Raw genomic sequence first — 19,826 nt, forward strand, 5'->3', positions numbered from 1 at the left:
ACTTTGTATGATGTACAATTATACATTTTATAATAAAATGAAAACAATACTCATCACCGGAGCTACTTCCGGAATAGGAAAATCTACAGCAGAACTGCTTGCTAAACAAGGAAACAGAATCATCATTTGCGGAAGAAGATCTGAGGTTTTAGAATCTCTGAAAACTGAACTTTCTATTTTTACCGAAATATTTAGTTTAATATTTGATGTAAGGAATTTAGAAGAAGTTGAAACGGCGATCAACTCGCTTCCTGAAGAATGGAAAAGTATAGACATATTAATCAATAATGCCGGAAATGCCCATGGTTTAGATCCGCTTTCTGCAGGAAAAACAGAAGACTGGGATTCTATGATCGACGGAAATGTAAAGGGACTTTTATATGTTTCCAAAATGATCATTCCCGGAATGAAAGAAAGAAACTCCGGACACATTGTTAATATCAGTTCTGTAGCGGCCAGACAAACCTACGCGAATGGAGTAGTGTACTGTGCTACTAAAAAAGCTGTAGATGTAATTTCAGAAGGAATGCGCCTGGAGCTTACAGAATTTGGAATCAAAGTTAGCAATATCCAACCCGGCGCGGTAGAAACAGATTTCTCTCTGGTAAGGTTCAAAGGGAATAATGATAAAGCTTCCGCAGTGTATGCAGGCTATGAAGCTTTAAAAGCAGAAGATATTGCGGATGCCATTGCATATTGCGTTAATGCCCCTAAGCATGTCATGGTTTCAGATATGACAATTTATCCAAGTGCTCAGAGTGAGCCGAGAACAATTTACAGGAAGTAGTATCGAAATAAAGCCATAAATTTGCAGGAGATATCGGCGGTAGAGTAGGAGTGGTATACCGCGTCATTAAAATGTTGTATCAAAATGAAAATTTTATATATTGAAACATCTTCAAAAAACTGTTCAGTAGCTATTTCTGATGATGAAAATCTGCTGTGTGTTTGCGAAGAAGTATCTGAAAATTACAAGCAGTCTGAAAGTCTTCATTCTTTTGTAGAATGGGCTTTGGAAGGCGCCGGAATTTCTATCAAGGAAATTGAGGCAGTATCTTTGGGAAGAGGACCTGGATCTTATACCGGATTAAGAATCGGTGCATCTTCTGCTAAAGGGTTCTGCTATGGGCTTAAGGTTCCATTAGTAGCGATCAATTCCATGGAGAGTATGATAGCGCCCTTTTTAGGACAGAACTACGACTATATAGTCCCGTTAATAGATGCAAGGAGAATGGAGGTGTATACGGCCGTTTATGACGGTGAAACTGGAGAAGAGGTTGTTCCGACTGAGGCTAAAGTTTTGGACGAGCATTCTTTTGAAGAATTGAAAGATAAAAAAATCTTGTTCATAGGAGATGGAGCGGCTAAAACAAAAGAAATCATTCAGTTTCCCAATGCTGAATACAATGAAAATATTTATCCTTCAGCACAATTCTTAATTAAAAATACCCTCCGGAAAATAGAGCAGAAAGACTTTGAAGATATTGCTTATTTCGAGCCTTTTTATTTAAAAGATTTCCATGGAGTAAAGAAAAAGAAAAGCGAAGATTAGATCTTCGCTTTTTTATTTTATTGAGGCTTCATAGGAACTGATGAAGGTTTATTGTCATTGGCCCTTTTCAGCTGCTGTTGCAGCTTATTGTTGAGCTTCTGCTGATTGGGACTCATAGGAGACTGTTGCGGCTGAATGTCAGTAGCAGAAGTTCCCGGGTTCTGCAGTATATTATTCTGATTATTAGGCTGGTTGGGCACTCCGGGATTCTGAGGAATACCATTTCCTTTGTTATCCGTAGGCTGAAAGCTCAGATCACTTTTCAGGTAATTCAGCATTTCTTTGGCTTTGACGCCTTCCGGTGTTTTGGCATAATTCAGTACAACCTGCTCCAGCTGTAAGATCATGACTTCTTTTCCGCTGGCTTTTCCTGCATTAAAGGCATTTAAAAGATATAATTTAGGAACAAGTGCATCTTTAGGATACTTTAGAAGGGTCTGATCAATAATATCCCGGCTTTCTCCAAACTTCTCAGATTCAAATAAAGCATATGCTTTTTTATATTCATTTTCTACATCTTCAGAAGATTTTACGAATGAATTGTTCTTCGGATTTCTTGCAAACTCTGCATATGATGTATAAGGATAATCTTTTAATAAAATTTGTTTCGCACGGTCCGATGCCTGCGGAGTTTTCTCATAGTTCATAGAAAAAATCTCATACAACGCCTGCAGCATTACTTTTTCCTCAGGCTGTACATCTACCAGATCATACAGTGTTTTTGTAGCAAGGGGAGTATTGGTAAAATAGTTCTGATACATCACTCCTAGACCTAATGAAGCCGTATCTCTGTCTTTTTTCAGCTGGGAAAGCTTCGAAGCATCCGTAGGAATCTGCTCAATATAAAATGCAGGTTCAAAACGTCTTGGGTTAGGCGCTGAAGTTACTCCCAATGCCTCGTTCTTCATATCTTCAATAGAACTCATCTTTTTCGAAGAACGCCAGTTATCGGCAAGAGCTCTGTCGCCCCAGGTCTGCTTAAATGATGATGTTCCTTTGCTTACTGTACCGGTATTGTTGAAATAAAAACCTTTAGTTGTTACCCCAAAATCCTCGAAAGCATTCGTATTGTTGGCAAACATCGAATTGGCATTATAATCTCCCGTATCGAAGCCTTTGCTTCTTTCGGCACGTTTTCTTTCGATTTCATCCTTTTCTTCTTTAAGCTTCAGTTTTGCGATGTGTTTGGCAAAAAAATCATTCTTTTGGGCATCACTCATTTTAGCCAGAGAAAGAATACTGTCATTCTTTTTGATGAGATAATAATTTTTAGAAATCTTCTTGATGTTCCCGGACTGATCCTGTAAAAGAACTTTAGAAGGCTCATAAGTCATAACGGCAAGAGCAGAATCATAATAGCTTCCCGCTCCGATATAGTCGTTTCTTTCCAGATAATCTTTTCCGATTTCATAATAGGCAAGACCACGAACCTGAGGATCAGAAACCTTTTCAAATAAAGACTTTCTGAAAAACTGCTGGGCTTCTTCTTTCTTCCCTGATTTATTGGCCATTAAGCCTAACGCATAATAGAATTCGTTTTTTCTGGAAGCATAGGTTCCTTTTTTGCTTATTCCTTCAAGATAATTTTTAGCTCCGGCATAATCGCCCTTTCCGTTATAGGTTTTGGCGATGGCAATTTGAGATTTCACCTCAAACTCAAAATCGTTGGCGTATTTGTAGGCAGCCATAAAGCTTTCTCTGGCTTTCTCATTTTGTCCAAGGTTTTCAAAAACCTGTCCTTTCAGATAAGCGATTCTGCTTTTAAGTTTTCTGTTAGAATTAAGCTCAAAAGCTCTGTCAAGTTCTTTCGCTGCTTCTTCCTTTTTACCGGCATCCAATAGAGATTCAGAATAATAAATACTTAGCAGTTTTGCATAGTTTTTATTGATATCCTCACCTTCTAGCTTTGCAAACGCCTCATGAGCTTTATGATAGTCTTTAAGCTGATCATAGGCCAGACCTTGATAGATCCTCGCCAGTGGAAGCCTTTTATCATCTTTCATGTGAGTAAAAACATAATTCAGAGCATCCAATGCTTCAAGAGATTTATTCTGGTAAATTCTGGATTGTACGAGAATCATGTACGCTTCAAAGATCTGCTTATTTTTTTCTTCCCCGCCTTTAATAACAGAATATTTATTGATCGCTTTTAAAGCCTTAGCTTCGGCAATTTCTAAAGTGGTTGCCCCTTTGCCTTGATTGGCTTCGTCAGGCATTCCTGGTACTCCGTTGCCTTGATTTCCCGGCATTCCCGGAGGCATACCCGGGTTGGTTCTTCCCGATGAAGGTCCTCTGCTTACTTCCGCCATTTTCATTGAATTCTCTGCAAAGGCTGCAGACTGGCCCAGATCGCTTCCCAAAGGCTGATCTTCATAAGTAAGGATAGGAATATAAGGAGCATAAAAATTATCCTTATGTCCTTTATCTCGAGTCGTAAATTCACTGTTCAATGCGTCTTTTGCATTAAATAGGGTATTATAGTATGTGGAAAATCCTTTCATGAACTTTGATCGTTGTTCCGGCTTCTTGGGCTTCGTTGTACAGGAAACAATGATACATGCTGCTAAAAGGAATAAAATATTCTTTTTCATTATTCAATATAACTCGCTAATATACTTTTTATTATAAAGCTGTTTGATGATTTTGTAAAAATAATAAAATTTTATGTGGGAAAAATTTATATTTCTTTCAAAATTTTGTAGACCAGATGGGTGGGAAGCCCCATTATCGTGTAAAAGCTCCCTGAGAGTTTTTTGATTTTCGCCATACCCAGCCATTCCTGGATCCCATAGCTTCCTGCTTTATCAAAAGGCTTATAGTTCTGAATGTAATACTCTATTTCTTCATCAGAAAGAATTTCAAGCTCTACATCCGCCACATCAGTTTTAGTAATCATTTTAGAAGACGTTTTTATCGTAATTCCGGTATATACCTGATGGGTTTTTCCGGAAAGTTCCAGAAGCATTTTTCGGGCATCGGCTGCATCTTTAGGCTTGCCAAGAATGGTATCATTAATGGCAACAATCGTATCTGCGGTGATCAGAACTTCATCTTCTGCAAGATTTTCAAACGTATCTGCTTTTAATTGAGAAAGATAAGCTGCGGCATCTTTTATTTCTATATGTTCCGGAAGAATTTCCTCACAGTCAATTTTTACCACTTCAAAATCGAAACCTAAACTGAACAATAATTCCTTTCTTCTGGGAGACTGTGATGCTAAAAGTATTTTCATAATCAGTTAATTAAATAGATTGGGTATTGTCTTCGTGCCAGTTTCCCTGAACCTTCATTACCTGTTCAATGACGTCACGCACCGCACCGCTTCCGCCTTTTGCAGGAGAAATATAATCCGCTATGCCTTTTACTTCGGGAACTGCATTTTCCGGACAGGCAGCTATTGCAGAACTTTCCATGATTCGGATATCAGGAAGATCATCACCCATGGTAAGAATCTCTTCATTCTTCAGATTATATTTCTTTTTAAAGTTTTCAAAATCAGTCATTTTATTGTGAGACTTCGGATAATAATCCTCAATACCCAGATAATTGATCCTGTTTTTCACCATTTCGTCATTTCCACCGGTAATAACTCCTATGAGATATTCATTTTTTAAGGCTTTTACCACGGCATACCCATCCAGCACGTTCATCACCCTGCTCATATGTCCTCCCGGAAGAAGATATACGCTTCCATCGGTAAAAACTCCATCTACATCAAACACAAAGGCTTTTATATCTTTTAATTTCTCTTTATAACTCATACATTTTTTTAATAGAGTGATTCATTGTTTTATAAATTGCAAGACTTTCGTCTTTTAATAGCTGTTCGTGCATTTCCAGCACCCGTACATCATTTCTTACCGCAGGTCCGGTTTGCGCAGATTTAGGATCTATTTCATGGATTTTCTGAACCATTTCATCAATTAACGGCAGGAAATAGTCAAAGGGGATTTCCTGGGAATCTGATATTTCTTTAGCTTTAGAAAAAAGATGATTCACAAAATTACAGGCGAAAACGGCGGTAAGATGAATGTATTTTCTTTTTTCATGACTGCTTTCCATGACATTTTTTGAAACCTGGGAGGCGATGTCAAAAAGAAGCTTTTTATCTTCTTCCGTTTCAGTTTCTATAAAAAACGGAATCTTTTCATACTCCAGATTTTTTGATTTTGAAAAAGTCTGTAAAGGATAAAAGCTTGCTTTTCTGTAGCCACCAATTAAAATTTCTTTAGAAAGGGAACCCGAAGTATGGGCGACCAGACAGTTTTTTTTAGTAATCATTTGAGAAACACTTTCCACGGATTGATCGCTTACACAAATAATGTACAGATCTGCGTCTTCCAAATGCTCTGTGGAATAGGGAACATGTAATTCTTCAGAAATTTTCTTCAGATTTTCTGTATTCCTTCCAAAGATTTGAGCTAAAGGAATGTTTTTCAGAACAAAAGCTTTTGCCAGGTGATAGGCGACGTTTCCGGAACCGATAATTACAATTTGCATCTAACAAAGATAAGATTTTATGATATTTGGACTAAAAATTGAAGAAGTAATTTAACTTTCTGCTATTTTTGTAATCCAAAACAGTGAAAGCATCTTATGAAGATTAAGGACGCGGAGATTATTACGCTGATGCAAGACCCACGAACTCAGGATAAAGGAGTTCGTGCCCTGATGGATGCTTATCAGAGTAGACTGTATTGGCACATAAGAAGAATTATTGTGGACGGAGATCTTGCTCAGGACACCCTGCAGGACACTTTTATAAAAGCTTATCAGAATTTTCACCAATTCAAAAATGATAGCCAGTTATATACCTGGCTGTACAGAATCGCCACCAACGAAGCGTTACAGCAGGTAAATAAGATGAAGAAAATGCAGAAGACCGATGAAGATCCTGAATATTATATGCAGAATCTTGTGGCCGACAATACAGAAGGAGATGCAGAAGAAATACAGATTTTATTGCAGAAAGCCATACAAAGCCTGCCTGAAAAACAGAAACTGGTATTTATGATGCGGTATTATGATGATTTGCCTTACGAAGAAATATCAAAAATCGTAGATATGTCTGTAGGGACCTTAAAAACCAATTATCATTATGCCAAGCAGAAAATAGAAGAATATATTAAAGAAAATTACGAAAAATAATTTTTGAACAAACAAAAATGAAAGAGTTCGACATAGAGAAACTAGAACGTAAAAACATTTACAAAGTTCCTGAACATTTATTTGAAAATATTCAGGATAGAGTAATGCATGATGTAAAGCCAGCCAGAAAAGCCCCTATTTTTAAACTGAATTGGGCATATGGAGCTGCGGCATCATTGGCTTTGATTTTTGGAGCAGCTTTTGTTTTTAATTCTGATGATACTCCTGCCACAGATGTTGGAAATTCACAAGGAATATATGCAGAAAATAAAAATGAGCCAAAGACAGAAAGCGAGATCGCTTATGAAACGTTGAAATCTGATGTAATCTCTGTTGATAATAATGATCAGAATTCTGACAATCAGGAAACTAAAACTGACTCTTATGTACAGCAGAGGGAAGAGAAAATAAAAGCAGCCCCGGTAAAAGCTGTTTCAAAAAAAGAAGAAAAGCAAGTGAATGAATATTTGGATTCGTTTTCTAACTCTGAGATTTCAGAATTAGCAAGCAACTCAACTCAAGACGTTTATTTGGATTTATATAATTAAAGGAAAGATGAGAAAATTATTATTTACGCTTTTTATTATTGCTGGTTTTGGACTGCATGCCCAAAATGCGCAAAATATTCAGAGTTCAGAATATGACTGGAAAAAGATGGACCCTAAACAGCGGAAAGAGGTAATCAATAATCTTTCTCCGGAAGAGAGAAAGGTGCTTCTTACCAAGTTCCGGAATAATATGGTAATGGAAAATCTGAATATTGACCCAAATGATAAAGCTGAATTCACGAGTTTATATACCGAATACCTGGAGAACCAGAAACAGATAAAAAGCCAGTTTAACTCTAATTTTAATCCTGAAACCTTATCTGATGATGAGGCTAAAGCCAAACTGCAGCAGAGTTTCGAGGTAGGACAAAAATTATTGGATAACAGAAAAAAATATGCAGAAAAAATGCAGCAGGTAATACCCTGTCAGAAAGTTTTGAAACTATTCCAGTCTGAGGGAATGATGAGGGATAAAATGAATGAAAGAAGACCTCATAATGGGAATGGTGGTGCTGAAAGGCCCAAACAAAACCCATAATAGTTTATTTTTTTAATGTTGGACGACTCTCACAGAAAAGTTTTGTGAGAGTCGTTTAATTTTATAGGTCCAAAAAGGTTTTACATTTATTATTTTTGCAAAAAAAATTGAATGATGAAAAAGATACTTTTTCTTTTGTGCCCTGTGATATTCTTTGCACAGAAAATTGAGACAATTAATCTCAGTAAATCAATTAATGACCGCAGATCTACTGTTAAAAGTTTCGATGTTATCGATCAGAGAGCTGATAAAGAGATAGGGACAGTTATGCAAAACAAGGAAAAAGTAAGCATTGTTTTTCCAAATGATGCGGTTACAGATATTAAAACATGGTTTAATAAAAGCAATAAAGAAAGAGGAAATGATGATATGGTTTTGATGCTGGAAAAATTAAATGTTTCAGAAGAGCAAGGAGAAAAATATTCAGAAGGGAAAATTAATTTTAAAGCAAGCACATTTTTGAAAAGAAATGATGGCTATCATTTTCTGTACAGAAAAGATACTGTAGTAACTATTTCTTCAAGAGTTACCGCGTACCTTTCGAAAAGTCTGGCAAGAAGCATTGCAGAAGGATTTACGGATCTGGTGAGAAATTCGCAGAAATTTTTAGCCTGGGAGCAGGCAATTCCTGAAAATGAGCTTGGAAATTATGATTCTTTAATGAAAAATAATATGGCATTATTCATCAACAAAGAACTTAAGGATGGTATCTACGAAGATTTTTATGATTTCTTCACTCAGAATCCTCAACCGGGATTTACCCTCGAAAAAAATTCCAAAGGAGAAATAAACAGAGCGGTAAATGGAAAGAAAAAAATAACACTGTATCACTTATATGCTTATGTTTCAGAAGGCAAAGCATATAAAAACACTCCCATAGGAGTTTCAGAGATTTTTAAGAATGAAAATGGGTTTTATATCATTTCCAACAGAGGATCGCTATTTCCTGTTAAGATGAATGTAGCATACGGATCGTTTGGTCTAGTTGGTGCGGCATTAGGCGCAATAGAAACAACATCCAAAAATAACAGGGAGCAGAAAAAGGACAAGACAGAAGTCTATTTAGATCCGTTTACCGGGCATTATCAATTCTCGGAATAGATCGTTTATAAAATAATTTAACACCAAAAAATTAAGAGAGATAATGTCTCTCTTTTTTTTATCTTTGCAAATTACATAGTTCTTAAATGAAAAACATACGAAATTTTTGCATAATCGCTCATATCGACCACGGTAAAAGTACTTTGGCGGATCGACTATTGGAATATACCAATACTGTTACCCAAAGAGAATTACAGTCTCAGACGCTGGATGATATGGATTTGGAGAAAGAACGTGGGATCACCATCAAATCTCACGCGATCCAGATGGATTATGAATATAAAGGAGAAAAATATATTTTAAATCTGATTGATACACCGGGACACGTAGATTTTTCTTACGAAGTTTCCCGTTCTATCGCTGCTTGTGAGGGTGCGCTTCTTATTGTAGATGCAGCGCAAAGTATTCAGGCACAAACTATTAGTAATCTTTATTTGGCATTGGAAAATGATCTAGAAATTATTCCTATTCTTAATAAAATCGATCTTCCGTCAGCAAATCCTGAAGAAGTTACCGATGAGATCATGGGCCTTTTAGGATGTAAATATGAAGATGTTCTGAGAGTTTCAGGGAAAACAGGAGAAGGTGTTCACGATTTGCTTGAGCAGATTGTCAACAGAATCCCGGCTCCGGTTGGAGATCCTAAAGCTCCGCTTCAGGCGTTGATTTTTGACTCAGTATATAATCCTTTCAGAGGAATTGAGGCTTATTTCAAAGTTGTGAACGGAAGTATTTCTAAAAATGAGAAGATCAAATTTTTCGCTACCGGAAAAGAATATGGTGCTGATGAGGTTGGAACGTTAAAGCTAAAGCAGGTTCCGAAAAAAACAATTGAATGTGGTGATGTAGGGTACATTATTTCTGGGATTAAAGATGCAAGAGAAGTAAAAGTGGGTGATACCATTACCTCTTTTGTGAATCCTGCTTCTGCTGCGATTGATGGTTTTGAAGAAGTAAAACCAATGGTATTCGCCGGAATTTATCCAATTGAATCTGAGGATTTTGAGGAATTAAGATTTTCACTGGAAAAATTAAGATTAAATGATGCTTCTTTGGTTTTCGAACCTGAAAGTTCTGCGGCACTTGGTTTTGGTTTCCGTTGCGGATTCTTAGGAATGCTTCACATGGAAATCGTTCAGGAACGTCTTGAAAGAGAGTTTAATATGAACGTTATTACCACAGTTCCCAACGTTTCATACCACGGATATTCTAAAAAAGATCCTGAAACCACCATTTTAATCAACAACCCATCTGAAATGATTGATCCCAATCTTTTAGATAGAGTGGAGGAACCTTATATAAAAGCTTCCATTATCACTAAATCTGATTTCGTAGGTGCCGTGATGACACTGTGTATCGAGAAAAGAGGGGAGATTGTGAACCAAAGTTATTTAACAGCAGACAGAGTTGAATTGACGTTTAATATGCCTTTGGCAGAGGTTGTTTTTGACTTTTACGATCGTTTAAAATCAATTTCTAAAGGATATGCATCATTCGACTATTCACCAATCGGGATGCGTTCTTCCAAGCTGGTTAAAATGGATATTCTAATTAATGGAGATATGGTAGATGCCCTTTCTTCATTAATTCACGACAGTAATGCGTACTATATCGGGAAGAAAATGTGTGAAAAACTTCGTGAACTGATTCCTAGACAGCAGTTTGATATTGCAGTTCAGGCAGCATTAGGTGCGAAAGTTATTGCAAGAGAAACGATCAAAGCATTAAGAAAAGATGTTACCGCAAAATGTTATGGAGGGGATATTTCCAGAAAGAGAAAGCTTCTTGAGAAACAGAAAGAAGGTAAAAAGAAAATGAAGCAGATTGGTAGAGTAGAAGTGCCACAGTCCGCTTTTATGGCTGTATTGAAGCTGAACGATTAAAATCGAAACATATAGTAAAATCCGCAGAAATTTTCTGCGGATTTTTTATTTCAGTTCAAACCTGTTTCTCTGCCTTTCAATGATACTTTTATCATAATTCATTAAAAATACTTCAGTACAGTAATCGTGGAAACATATTTTGAATTTTCCTTTATCTTTCCCTTCCAGAAAGTTTACAGACAAAACCATTATTTCATTAGGATTAAACTCCCAATATCGATATTGACTCCTGCTGTCACCACATATCAGGGCATTGTCATTGGATAGAATCTGCCATTTTTGTTGGTCATTTAAAACAGCAAGAGGCAGCGATTTAAATTCATGCAGAATTAATTTTTTTCCGGAAATATTTTTTACAAAAACCGGAAATGCTTTATATTTTTTGAGTGTTCCCATTTCAAGGTTGTAAACATATTTCGGAATAGTGTCATTAATGTTATAGCCAATCTCTACACTCTGCTTAGATAAAGAGTCAAATACTACGGGTTTTTCAGAAAATTTAATCCGTCCAAAACGATTATATAAAAATCTGGAAAGCATTTCTTGATCTTCTCGGTAAGTACTGTCCGCATAAGATCCAGGTGGTGGCGGAGGGGGATCCATCATTCCCATAAAATATTTAACATTAATAGACGAAGTATCTTTCCCTACATAGATTATAGAACTTCCAGTTTCATCAATTCCTTCATTAAATTGTTGAAAGCTTAGCTTTTCACCATGATCATAATGAAGAATAATCTTGTCCGCAAAAGATTTTTCTTTTTTGCAGCTTAATAGTAAAAGCAAGGGGATACTGTAAAAAAATGTTTTCATAATAAATGTTTGATAAAAGTAACAATATTCTTTGTATTTTTGTGTATTCATAACGCAAATTAATACAATGCAGTCTCCAAAAAAATTACAGGATATAAAAGTTGCAGTAGATGCAGTTATTTTCGGATACTTTGATAAGAAAGATCTTCAGATCCTTTTGATTAAAAGAAACATTGAACCCTTCAAAGGCGGATGGGCACTTCCCGGAGGGCTGGTTTTGGATGACGAAAACCTTGACGACGCTGTAAAAAGGGAACTTCATGAGGAAGCAGGCATAAAGCCTGATTTTTTAGAACAACTCTATACATTTGGTAACGTAGGTCGGGATTCCCGGAATAGAGTGGTTTCTGTGGCTTATTTGGGCCTTGTTAACCCTTCCTATCATGAACTGTTTGCCGATTCGGATGCTGCCGACGCGCAATGGTTCAGTATTAATAAACTCCCATCCCTTGCTTTTGACCATCAGACGATTATTGATATCGCCTTAAAAAGGCTTCGTACAAAACTCCAGTATCAGCCTATCGGGTTCAATCTTCTCGATGAAGAATTTCCTTTTTCAGACCTTGAAAATCTTTATAAAACCATTATCGGAAAAGAAATTGACCGTAGAAACTTTCGAAAGAAAATTATGAGCTATGAGCTCCTTAACGAAACCAATAACGTTAAAAAAGAAGGAAGTGGGAGGCCTGGAAAATTATTCACTTTTAACCAAGAAAAATATAAGGAACTCGAAGAACAGGGTTTTTATTTTGAAATTAAATAAGATTTGATCTGGATAGAAGGGATCGGTTTTCTAACAAATAGTACTCAACTTAATTTATATGCAACGGGCTTTGGTCCGTTTTTTTATTGCAATTAAATTTTTATATCTGTAAATCAATTGATTATATTTTTTAGTGTAAAATTAACACAAATTAATTTGCATGTATAAATGATATTCTTTTAAATTTGTGTAAAAATAACACAATGATGAAATTTAGTTTACATAAATTAATAGAAGAGAATCAGGAGAACGAATTTATTTTCTTTTGGGGGCATCAGCCATCAAAAGATGGAACGATTACCAAAACCTGTTTCAGCCAATGGTGGTTATCTTCATTTGTGGTAAATAAAGTTACCTATGAATCTGCAGAGCATTGGATGATGGCAAAAAAAGCTGAATTGTTTGGAGATGAGATACAACTGAAAAATATCTTATCAGATCTGAGTCCTGCCAATGCAAAGAAATATGGCAGAAAGGTAAAAGATTTTGATCCTCTAACTTGGGAAGAAAAAGCATATCAGATAGTAGTTGAAGGTAACTTCCATAAATTTTATCAAAATGCTGAACTTACCAAATTCCTGCTATCAACAGGAAATAAGGTTATTGTAGAAGCAAGTCCATTTGACAAAATATGGGGAATAGGAACAGATAAGCACCTTGAAGATCCTAAAGAATGGAAGGGAACTAATCTCCTTGGATTTGCTTTAATGGAAGTTAGAGAAGAGTTAAAAAGGCAGTAATCATGAAAAAATCTGATAACGGATTTTACGTTGATAAAGTAAAGAGCGGATCATCTCAAATATGGATAGATGTTTTGCTTAACACAAAATAAAAGTGTAAAAAAATTTACCTATAATTTGCGTAAATAATACACGAAAAATAATTAATTGTTTCACATAAAAAAGTAAAGCAATGTTTGGTTTCCGACACATCAAATTTGATTCAATGACGTACGTACTTCATTTTAGAAATGGAAAAATCGTAAAAGAAGGAAGAGGATTATCATTCTTCTATTTTGCTCCCAACTCATCTATTGCGGCCATTCCTATGGGAAGTAATGACCTGCCGTTTATTTTTAATGAGAATACGCTGGATTACCAGACAGTAAAAATACAGGGGCAGATAAGCTACAAGATCACAGACCCGAAAGCACTTTCCAATACGCTGGACTTTACAGTAGATGAATCCGGAGTGTATAAGAAGAATGAGATTGAGAAACTGAACCAGAGGATCATCAATCTTGCGCAGACTTCTACTTCTTCATTTATTCACGAGATCAGTTTGAAAGAAGCGATCCGTTCTGCAAAGAAAATTGAAGGAAATATTCTCGCCGGGCTGAAGTCTTCTGAAACCGTGCAGATCATGGGAATTGAAATTATGGGCGTTACGATTCTGGCTGTTCAAACCAATCCGGAAATGGCAAGAGCCCTGGAAACAGAAACCCGCGAAAAGTTGCAACAGCAGGCAGATGAAGCAATCTATGAAAGAAGAAATTTTGCTGTAGAACAGGAAAGAAAGATCAAAGAATCTGAATTGAATACAGAAATTGCCGTTGAGGAAAAACAAAAGCAGATTGAAGAAAAAAGAATGGAAACGGAAGTGCAGCAAGAGGAAAACAACAGGATTTTAAGGGAAATGAAAATTGCGGCAGATATCTCTGTGGAAAATCAAAAGAAACAGCTGATAGAACAAAGAACGGAAAATGACAGAAAAGAAGCGGAAACCAGAGGATATATACTGGAAACCTCCTTACAGCCCTATAAACAAATGGACTGGCGGGTACTGACTGCTCTGAACGGAAATCAGGATGCAAGGTCCAATATCGCCTTAGCCTTCAGAGAACTGGCAGAAAATGCAGGTAAAATCGGAAACTTAAACATAAGCCCCGATCTCCTCGAAAACATTTTAAAAAAATAGTAAAAAATAATACACATTCTTAGTCTGGGATCTGAAGTCTGAAATCTAACATCTAACATCTAACATCTACTCCCTCATAAATACTTTTTACATTGTACATTTTACAAAAAAAAACAGAATGAAACCAAAATACGCCATCATCATCAAAAATAAAACAAGACTGGAAGCATTGATTGAAAGATTCAATACAAAGGGACAGGCCAGGTTTTATATTGAAAGTTCAGGAGGGAATTTTCAGGAATATGTGGTTGAACATGAAAAGTTTTATCAGGCATTTCTGGAGGTTCAGACAAAACTTTCCAAAACCATTAAAAATAAAGTGGTAGAAAGAGAATTTGTACCCTCCTATATTTTCTCTGAAAAGAATATCATTATCGTAATCGGACAGGACGGATTGGTAGCCAATGTAGCAAAATATTCTAAGAACATTCCTATTGTGGCGATTAATCCTGATGAAGAAAGATATGACGGAGTATTGCTCCCTTTTACTCCTGAAAATTTTATAAATGGAGTGAATTCTGTTATTAACGAAAATTTTAGTTTAAAAAGAATGAGATTCGCGGAAGCAGTTTTAAATGACGGACAAAAATTATTGGCAGTAAACGACCTGTTCATCGGTATTTCTTCCCACAGTTCGGCTCGATATAAGATCATATTGAATGGAAAAGAAGAAATACACTCTTCAAGCGGGATTATCGTCTCTACAAAAACAGGAAGTACAGGCTGGCTGAGCTCAATTTTTAATATGGCATATGGTATTTTGGGTTCTCAAAAACTGAGCTATCCGAAGCTGAAAGAAGAAGATTTATATTTTGCCGTAAGAGAACCTTTTAAAAGTAAAAGAACACAAACTGAAATTTGCGGTGGCGTAATAAAGAAAGGAAATAAACTGATCATAGAATCTCTGATGCCAAATAATGGTTTTATATTTAGTGACGGAATTGAGCAGGATTTTTTGCAGTTCAACAGTGGAGCTACAGCGGAAATCAGGCTGTCTAATGAGGAAGCGGTTTTGGTGATTAAATAAAATAACATGGAAGCGATACAATATATAAAAGGAGATGCAACCAGTCCTCAGGGAGCAGGAAATAAAATCATAGCTCATATTTGTAATGATATTGGAGGTTGGGGGAAAGGTTTTGTGATGGCAGTCTCTAAAAAATGGAAGCGCCCGGAAAAAGAATACAGAGCATGGTTTAAAAACCAGGAAATATTTAAGTTAGGAGAAATCCAGTTGGTAGATGTTGAATCTGATCTCTGGATTGCTAATATGATTGGACAGCATAAAATCAAGACACAATCCAATGGAATAGCGCCAATCAGATATGAGGCAGTAGAAAAATGTCTTGAAAAACTAGCAAAAGAAGCTCAAAAATTAAATGCTTCCATACATATGCCGAGAATAGGCTGTGGATTAGCAGGTGGAAAATGGGAAGAAGTTGAAAAGATTATTTTACGGACATTATCAAAAAATAGGATCAAGGTATCCATCTATGATTTTGAATAAAATATTAAAAACACTTTATAAATGATGAAAACAAAAATATTGTACAGACCCGTAGGAGAAAAGGAAATGCTCTTAATTATTGAAAGCGGATATCAGAAATTTCCACTCCGATTAGATTGGCAGCCTATTTTTTATCCCGTAATGAATGAAGAGTATGCTTCAGAAATTGCAGAGAAATGGAACACAAGAGATGAGGCCGGGAATTACCTGGGTTTTGTCACCCGTTTTGAAGTGCAGGAAGCAGAAATTAACAAATATGAGGTTCAGAATGTCGGAGCAGGAAACCATAATGAGTTGTGGGTTCCTGTGGAAGAATTAGAAACATTCAATCAGGCTATTAGAGGAAATATAGAGGCGATCAAAGTATTTGTTGGAAATGATTTTAAAAAGTCGGCAAGCAAAGAAATTGAAAACCTTATACTAAACATTAGAAATTAATCATGACCAATAGAGGAATGGCGAAAGATACATTAGAAATCTTAGCTGAAAAATATTATATAAATAGTAAGAAAGAGAAGGTAGAATTGCAGAAGGAAATCGAAAACTGTAAAAAGAATACTGTTTTATTCAGTGCTGAAGAACTTTTCATATTAACGCAAAATATACCTGAAACATCAGATTTTACAACTGAAATTGAAGTCTGGAACTGCAGTTCTTTAAAAGCCATTTTACAATTGGCTCATGAAGAAGATGAAAACAAAATGATGTGTCTGAATTTTGCCTCTGCTAAAAACCCAGGTGGTGGATTTATGAACGGAGCTGAAGCACAGGAAGAGAGTTTGGCAAGAACATCAGCTTTATATGCTTCCCAATTGGAAGCAGAAAGTTTTTATACAACACATCGGGGTATAAAATCCTGTTTTTATACAGATATGATGATTTACAGCCCAAAGATTCCGGTGTTTAGAAAAGATAAAGGAGAATTGCTCTTAAAACCCGTTTTATGCAATTTTATTACTTCAGCTGCAGTGAATGCAGGAGTTGTAAAAAATCAGGAGCATGAAAGAGAAAATGAAATAGTGGATGCGATGGACTTAAGAATGGATAAAATGCTTGCTTTATCACTCAATCAAGGAAATGAAGTTTTGATTTTAGGAGCATGGGGCTGCGGGGTGTTCAGGAATGATCCTAAAAATATTGCCGGATTATTTAAAAAGCATCTTCTGGGAAAATATAAAAATAAATTTAAAAGAGTAGTTTTTGCTGTTCTCACTAAAAATGAGGAAATGCTGAAACTTTTTCAGGAAATACAATGAAACTTACCATAAAAAGATATAAAGAACAATTACAGGACTGGTCTGAAAAAGGGCACCATATCATGGCACAATATGATGATGAAAAAATAATCGTCTATCAATCCTATCGAAAAGAAATAGGGGAATTTGCCGTAAGAAATCAATATTTTGGAGGCGGATTCAGCCTGGAAAGAATGACCTGGATAAAGCCTAATTTTCTGTGGATGATGTACCGGAACGGATGGGGAACAAAAGAAGGTCAGGAATCGGTATTAGCTGTTCATCTGAAAATAGATGCTTTTAAAAAATATCTGGAAAATGCAGTCTATTCTTCTTACTCCGAAGACCTGGAAATATCAAAAGAAGAATGGCAGGATCAGGTAAAAGAATCTTCTGTAAGATTGCAGTGGGATCCGGACCATGATCCTTTTGGAAATAAATTGGAGAGAAGAGCAGTGCAAATCGGTTTGAGAAATGAGTTCATCCGTTCCTTTGCCAAAGAGGATGTGCTTTTCATTGAAGATATATCAGATTTTGTTAAAGAGCAATATCAGTTTGTATTGAAGAATTCAATGGAAGAGCTAATGACTCCTGAAGAAAAACCATTTTTGTTTGAAGATGAAAATTTGAATAAAAAACTGAAATTATGAACCCAAGAATTACATTAATCCAAGGAGATATCACCCAAATAAAAGCAGATGCTATCGTGAACGCGGCTAATTCATCTTTGCTGGGCGGCGGTGGAGTTGATGGAGCGATTCATCGTGCGGGAGGAAAGAAAATTTTGGAAGAATGCATCCAGATTAGAGACAGGCAGGGAAAATGTAAAACGGGTGAGGCAGTCGTTACAACGGCAGGAGATCTTCCCGCAACTTATGTCATTCACACCGTTGGTCCCGTATGGAATGATGATGAGGTAAAAGGAAAGAAGCTATTGGCAAACTGTTATAGAAACTCTTTACAACTTGCTGACAGCCTTCAGATCAAAACGATTGTTTTTCCTAATATCAGTACAGGAATATATAAATTTCCTAAAGAATTAGCAGCTGCAATTGCAGTACATGAAGTACAGAATTTCGAATCAGAACATATTGAAGAGGTAATCTTTGTCTGCTTTGATGAAGAAAATAATGAGATCTATAAAAAACAATTAAAATTAAACAAATGAAAAAACTAACCATATTAAGCGGTGCCGGAATCAGCGCCGAAAGCGGAATACAAACCTTCAGGGATGGAGACGGGCTTTGGGAAAACCATAATGTGACTGACGTCGCAAGTCCGGAAGGATGGAGAAAAGACAGAGAGCTCGTACTGGAATTTTACAACCAGAGAAGGCGTCAGCTGCATGAAGTAGAACCTAATGATGCCCACAGATTGATCGCAGACTTAGAACAATATTTTGATGTGCAAATCATTACCCAAAATATAGATGATCTCCACGAGAGAGCCGGATCTACCAATATTCTTCACATCCACGGAGAATTGTTCAAATCATGTTCGTGCAATAATAAAAACCTGATCTACGATCAGAAAGATGATATCAATATCGGAGACAAAGCAGAAGATGGCGCTCAGTTGAGACCATTTATTGTGTGGTTCGGGGAAGATGTACCCCTGTTTAAAACAGCAAGCGAAAAAGTAAAAGAGGCAGATATTTTACTGGTCATCGGTACTTCGCTACAGGTATATCCTGCTGCCGGATTGATTCATGATATAAAAGATGACTGTCTTTTGATCGTTATTAATCCTAATGAAACAGGTTTCGGGTACGGCCAAAGAGCGGTGGTCATGAAAGAAACCGCAACAAAAGGCATGCAATTATTGTTTGAAAAACTTGTTAATCTGGCCTGATGGAAAATTCAGTGAAAGCAGGAATTTTTGGAGTGTGTATTGGTGATGCATTGGGTGTTCCGGTGGAATTCAGAAGCAGAGAGCAGTTAAAACGTTCACCAGTTACAAATATGAGAGCTTTAGGAACCCATCATCAACCTGTAGGAACATGGAGTGATGATGGTTCCTTAACTTTATGTCTTGCAGACAGTCTTTGTAATGGCTATCATTTGGAAGATATAGCACTCAAATTTTTACAGTGGTATAATGCAGAAATCTGGACGCCACATGGGCGTGTTTTTGACATTGGTATCGCCACTTCGCAAGCCATCCATAGAATTAGCAAAGGGACTTCTCCCGCCTTATGTGGCGGAAACTCAGAATTTGATAATGGCAACGGTTCCTTAATGCGGATATTACCATTATTATTTTATATCAAAGAATTTCCCATTGAGAAACGTTTTCGGATTACAAAAGATGTTTCCTGTATCACACACGGACACATCCGTTCTACCTTGGCTTGTTTTATTTATTTAGAATTAGCGTTGGGAATTCTGAAAGGAAAAAATAAATGGGACGCATATAGAGGAATGCAGAAAACAGTTCGGGAATTTTTAGAGCATAATCCTGTTTGTTCTCAAAATGAAATAAATAAATTCCACAGGATTTTAGAAATAAAAGTAGATGAATATGATCTCGCCCCGCTGCATACTTTGCATGAGGAAGAAATAAGTTCTTCCGGCTATGTTCTTCACAACTTAGAAGCCTCATTATGGTGCTTTCTCAACTCAGAAAGTTATTCTGAAGCAGTACTGAAAGCTGTAAACCTAGGCGAAGACACCGATACCACCGGAGCCATCACAGGAGGGATTGCCGGGATCTATTACGGTTTTGAAAATATTCCCGAAGAATGGGTTTCAGAACTGGTAAGAAAAGACGATATTGAAACCATTTGCAATATACTACAAGATAAATTAATGAAATAAAAAAT

General features: G+C 36.5%; 23 protein-coding genes. 18 read left to right on the forward strand and 5 right to left on the reverse strand.

Annotated elements, in window-relative coordinates; genetic code table 11:
- The first annotated feature begins 37 nt into the window (after window positions 1-37).
- Both IW15_RS02320 and tsaB read left to right on the forward strand, forming a co-directional pair.
- Window positions 38-787, forward strand: a complete 750-nt coding sequence (locus tag IW15_RS02320) for an SDR family NAD(P)-dependent oxidoreductase (protein ID WP_034709813.1) — start codon at window positions 38-40, stop codon at window positions 785-787.
- A gap of 84 nt (window positions 788-871) precedes the next feature.
- Window positions 872-1,552 carry a tRNA (adenosine(37)-N6)-threonylcarbamoyltransferase complex dimerization subunit type 1 TsaB gene (gene tsaB, locus IW15_RS02325; protein ID WP_034708989.1) on the forward strand — a complete coding sequence of 227 codons (681 nt, stop codon included), beginning with the start codon at window positions 872-874 and terminating at the stop codon, window positions 1,550-1,552.
- 17 nt (window positions 1,553-1,569) lie between these two features.
- Here tsaB and porW read toward each other — a convergent pair whose 3' ends face one another.
- The 4 genes from porW to IW15_RS02345 all read right to left on the reverse strand — a co-directional run bounded on the left by porW (window position 1,570) and on the right by IW15_RS02345 (window position 6,052).
- Window positions 1,570-4,143, reverse strand: a complete 2,574-nt coding sequence (gene porW, locus IW15_RS02330) for a type IX secretion system periplasmic lipoprotein PorW/SprE (protein WP_034708990.1) — start codon at window positions 4,141-4,143, stop codon at window positions 1,570-1,572.
- A gap of 86 nt (window positions 4,144-4,229) precedes the next feature.
- Window positions 4,230-4,784: a Maf family protein gene (locus IW15_RS02335; protein WP_034708991.1), complete on the reverse strand. Its 555-nt coding sequence runs from the start codon at window positions 4,782-4,784 to the stop codon at window positions 4,230-4,232.
- 10 nt (window positions 4,785-4,794) lie between these two features.
- Complete coding sequence (locus IW15_RS02340; RefSeq protein WP_034708993.1) at window positions 4,795-5,313, reverse strand: KdsC family phosphatase; 519 nt, start codon at window positions 5,311-5,313, stop codon at window positions 4,795-4,797.
- Window positions 5,303-6,052 carry a Rossmann-like and DUF2520 domain-containing protein gene (locus IW15_RS02345; RefSeq protein WP_034708995.1) on the reverse strand — a complete coding sequence of 250 codons (750 nt, stop codon included), beginning with the start codon at window positions 6,050-6,052 and terminating at the stop codon, window positions 5,303-5,305. Before IW15_RS02345 ends, IW15_RS02340 begins: the two co-directional genes overlap by 11 nt.
- Window positions 6,053-6,148: 96 nt before the next feature.
- Between IW15_RS02345 and IW15_RS02350 the strand changes: the two genes are divergently transcribed.
- From IW15_RS02350 to lepA, 5 genes are all read left to right on the forward strand, one after another.
- Complete coding sequence (locus tag IW15_RS02350; RefSeq protein ID WP_034708997.1) at window positions 6,149-6,700, forward strand: RNA polymerase sigma factor; 552 nt, start codon at window positions 6,149-6,151, stop codon at window positions 6,698-6,700.
- Between the two features lie 17 nt (window positions 6,701-6,717).
- Window positions 6,718-7,248, forward strand: coding sequence for a hypothetical protein (locus tag IW15_RS02355; RefSeq protein WP_034708998.1), 531 nt, complete (start codon window positions 6,718-6,720; stop codon window positions 7,246-7,248).
- 7 nt (window positions 7,249-7,255) lie between these two features.
- Window positions 7,256-7,786 (forward strand): hypothetical protein, encoded by a 531-nt coding sequence (locus tag IW15_RS02360; RefSeq protein ID WP_034709000.1) that lies wholly within the window; start codon window positions 7,256-7,258, stop codon window positions 7,784-7,786.
- Window positions 7,787-7,900: 114 nt separating this feature from the next.
- The gene (locus IW15_RS02365) at window positions 7,901-8,887 is read left to right on the forward strand and encodes a hypothetical protein (protein ID WP_034709001.1); all 987 of its coding nucleotides are present in this window, start codon (window positions 7,901-7,903) and stop codon (window positions 8,885-8,887) included.
- An 86-nt stretch (window positions 8,888-8,973) separates the two neighbouring features.
- Window positions 8,974-10,770 carry a translation elongation factor 4 gene (lepA, locus tag IW15_RS02370; protein ID WP_034709002.1) on the forward strand — a complete coding sequence of 599 codons (1,797 nt, stop codon included), beginning with the start codon at window positions 8,974-8,976 and terminating at the stop codon, window positions 10,768-10,770.
- Window positions 10,771-10,815: 45 nt separating this feature from the next.
- On the opposite strand, the gene IW15_RS02375 is transcribed toward lepA, so the two are convergent.
- Window positions 10,816-11,583, reverse strand: coding sequence for a hypothetical protein (locus IW15_RS02375; protein ID WP_131368455.1), 768 nt, complete (start codon window positions 11,581-11,583; stop codon window positions 10,816-10,818).
- Window positions 11,584-11,650: 67 nt separating this feature from the next.
- Between IW15_RS02375 and IW15_RS02380 the strand changes: the two genes are divergently transcribed.
- The 11 genes from IW15_RS02380 to IW15_RS02430 all read left to right on the forward strand — a co-directional run bounded on the left by IW15_RS02380 (window position 11,651) and on the right by IW15_RS02430 (window position 19,821).
- The gene (locus tag IW15_RS02380) at window positions 11,651-12,346 is read left to right on the forward strand and encodes an NUDIX hydrolase (protein ID WP_034709006.1); all 696 of its coding nucleotides are present in this window, start codon (window positions 11,651-11,653) and stop codon (window positions 12,344-12,346) included.
- A 206-nt stretch (window positions 12,347-12,552) separates the two neighbouring features.
- Window positions 12,553-13,086 carry an NADAR family protein gene (locus IW15_RS02385; protein ID WP_034709814.1) on the forward strand — a complete coding sequence of 178 codons (534 nt, stop codon included), beginning with the start codon at window positions 12,553-12,555 and terminating at the stop codon, window positions 13,084-13,086.
- Between the two features lie 205 nt (window positions 13,087-13,291).
- A complete protein-coding gene (locus IW15_RS02390; protein ID WP_228384295.1) occupies window positions 13,292-14,263 on the forward strand; it encodes an SPFH domain-containing protein in 972 nt (323 codons plus the stop codon).
- A 118-nt stretch (window positions 14,264-14,381) separates the two neighbouring features.
- On the forward strand, window positions 14,382-15,290 hold the full coding sequence (locus IW15_RS02395; RefSeq protein WP_034709009.1) for an NAD(+)/NADH kinase: 909 nt from the start codon (window positions 14,382-14,384) through the stop codon (window positions 15,288-15,290).
- 6 nt (window positions 15,291-15,296) lie between these two features.
- Complete coding sequence (locus IW15_RS02400) at window positions 15,297-15,770, forward strand: macro domain-containing protein (RefSeq protein WP_034709010.1); 474 nt, start codon at window positions 15,297-15,299, stop codon at window positions 15,768-15,770.
- 21 nt (window positions 15,771-15,791) lie between these two features.
- A complete protein-coding gene (locus tag IW15_RS02405) occupies window positions 15,792-16,208 on the forward strand; it encodes an ADP-ribosylation/crystallin J1 (protein WP_228384296.1) in 417 nt (138 codons plus the stop codon).
- A 2-nt stretch (window positions 16,209-16,210) separates the two neighbouring features.
- Window positions 16,211-17,026, forward strand: a complete 816-nt coding sequence (locus tag IW15_RS02410; protein WP_034709011.1) for a TIGR02452 family protein — start codon at window positions 16,211-16,213, stop codon at window positions 17,024-17,026.
- Complete coding sequence (locus tag IW15_RS02415) at window positions 17,023-17,655, forward strand: DUF4291 domain-containing protein (protein WP_034709013.1); 633 nt, start codon at window positions 17,023-17,025, stop codon at window positions 17,653-17,655. Before IW15_RS02410 ends, IW15_RS02415 begins: the two co-directional genes overlap by 4 nt.
- On the forward strand, window positions 17,652-18,173 hold the full coding sequence (locus tag IW15_RS02420) for an O-acetyl-ADP-ribose deacetylase (RefSeq protein ID WP_034709014.1): 522 nt from the start codon (window positions 17,652-17,654) through the stop codon (window positions 18,171-18,173). The genes IW15_RS02415 and IW15_RS02420 overlap by 4 nt, the downstream gene beginning before the upstream one ends.
- Window positions 18,170-18,856, forward strand: a complete 687-nt coding sequence (locus IW15_RS02425; protein WP_034709015.1) for a Sir2 family NAD-dependent protein deacetylase — start codon at window positions 18,170-18,172, stop codon at window positions 18,854-18,856. Before IW15_RS02420 ends, IW15_RS02425 begins: the two co-directional genes overlap by 4 nt.
- Complete coding sequence (locus tag IW15_RS02430; protein WP_034709017.1) at window positions 18,856-19,821, forward strand: ADP-ribosylglycohydrolase family protein; 966 nt, start codon at window positions 18,856-18,858, stop codon at window positions 19,819-19,821. Before IW15_RS02425 ends, IW15_RS02430 begins: the two co-directional genes overlap by 1 nt.
- Window positions 19,822-19,826: the final 5 nt, after the last annotated feature.

Source organism: Chryseobacterium soli, from assembly GCF_000737705.1.
Taxonomy (GTDB): domain Bacteria; phylum Bacteroidota; class Bacteroidia; order Flavobacteriales; family Weeksellaceae; genus Chryseobacterium; species Chryseobacterium soli.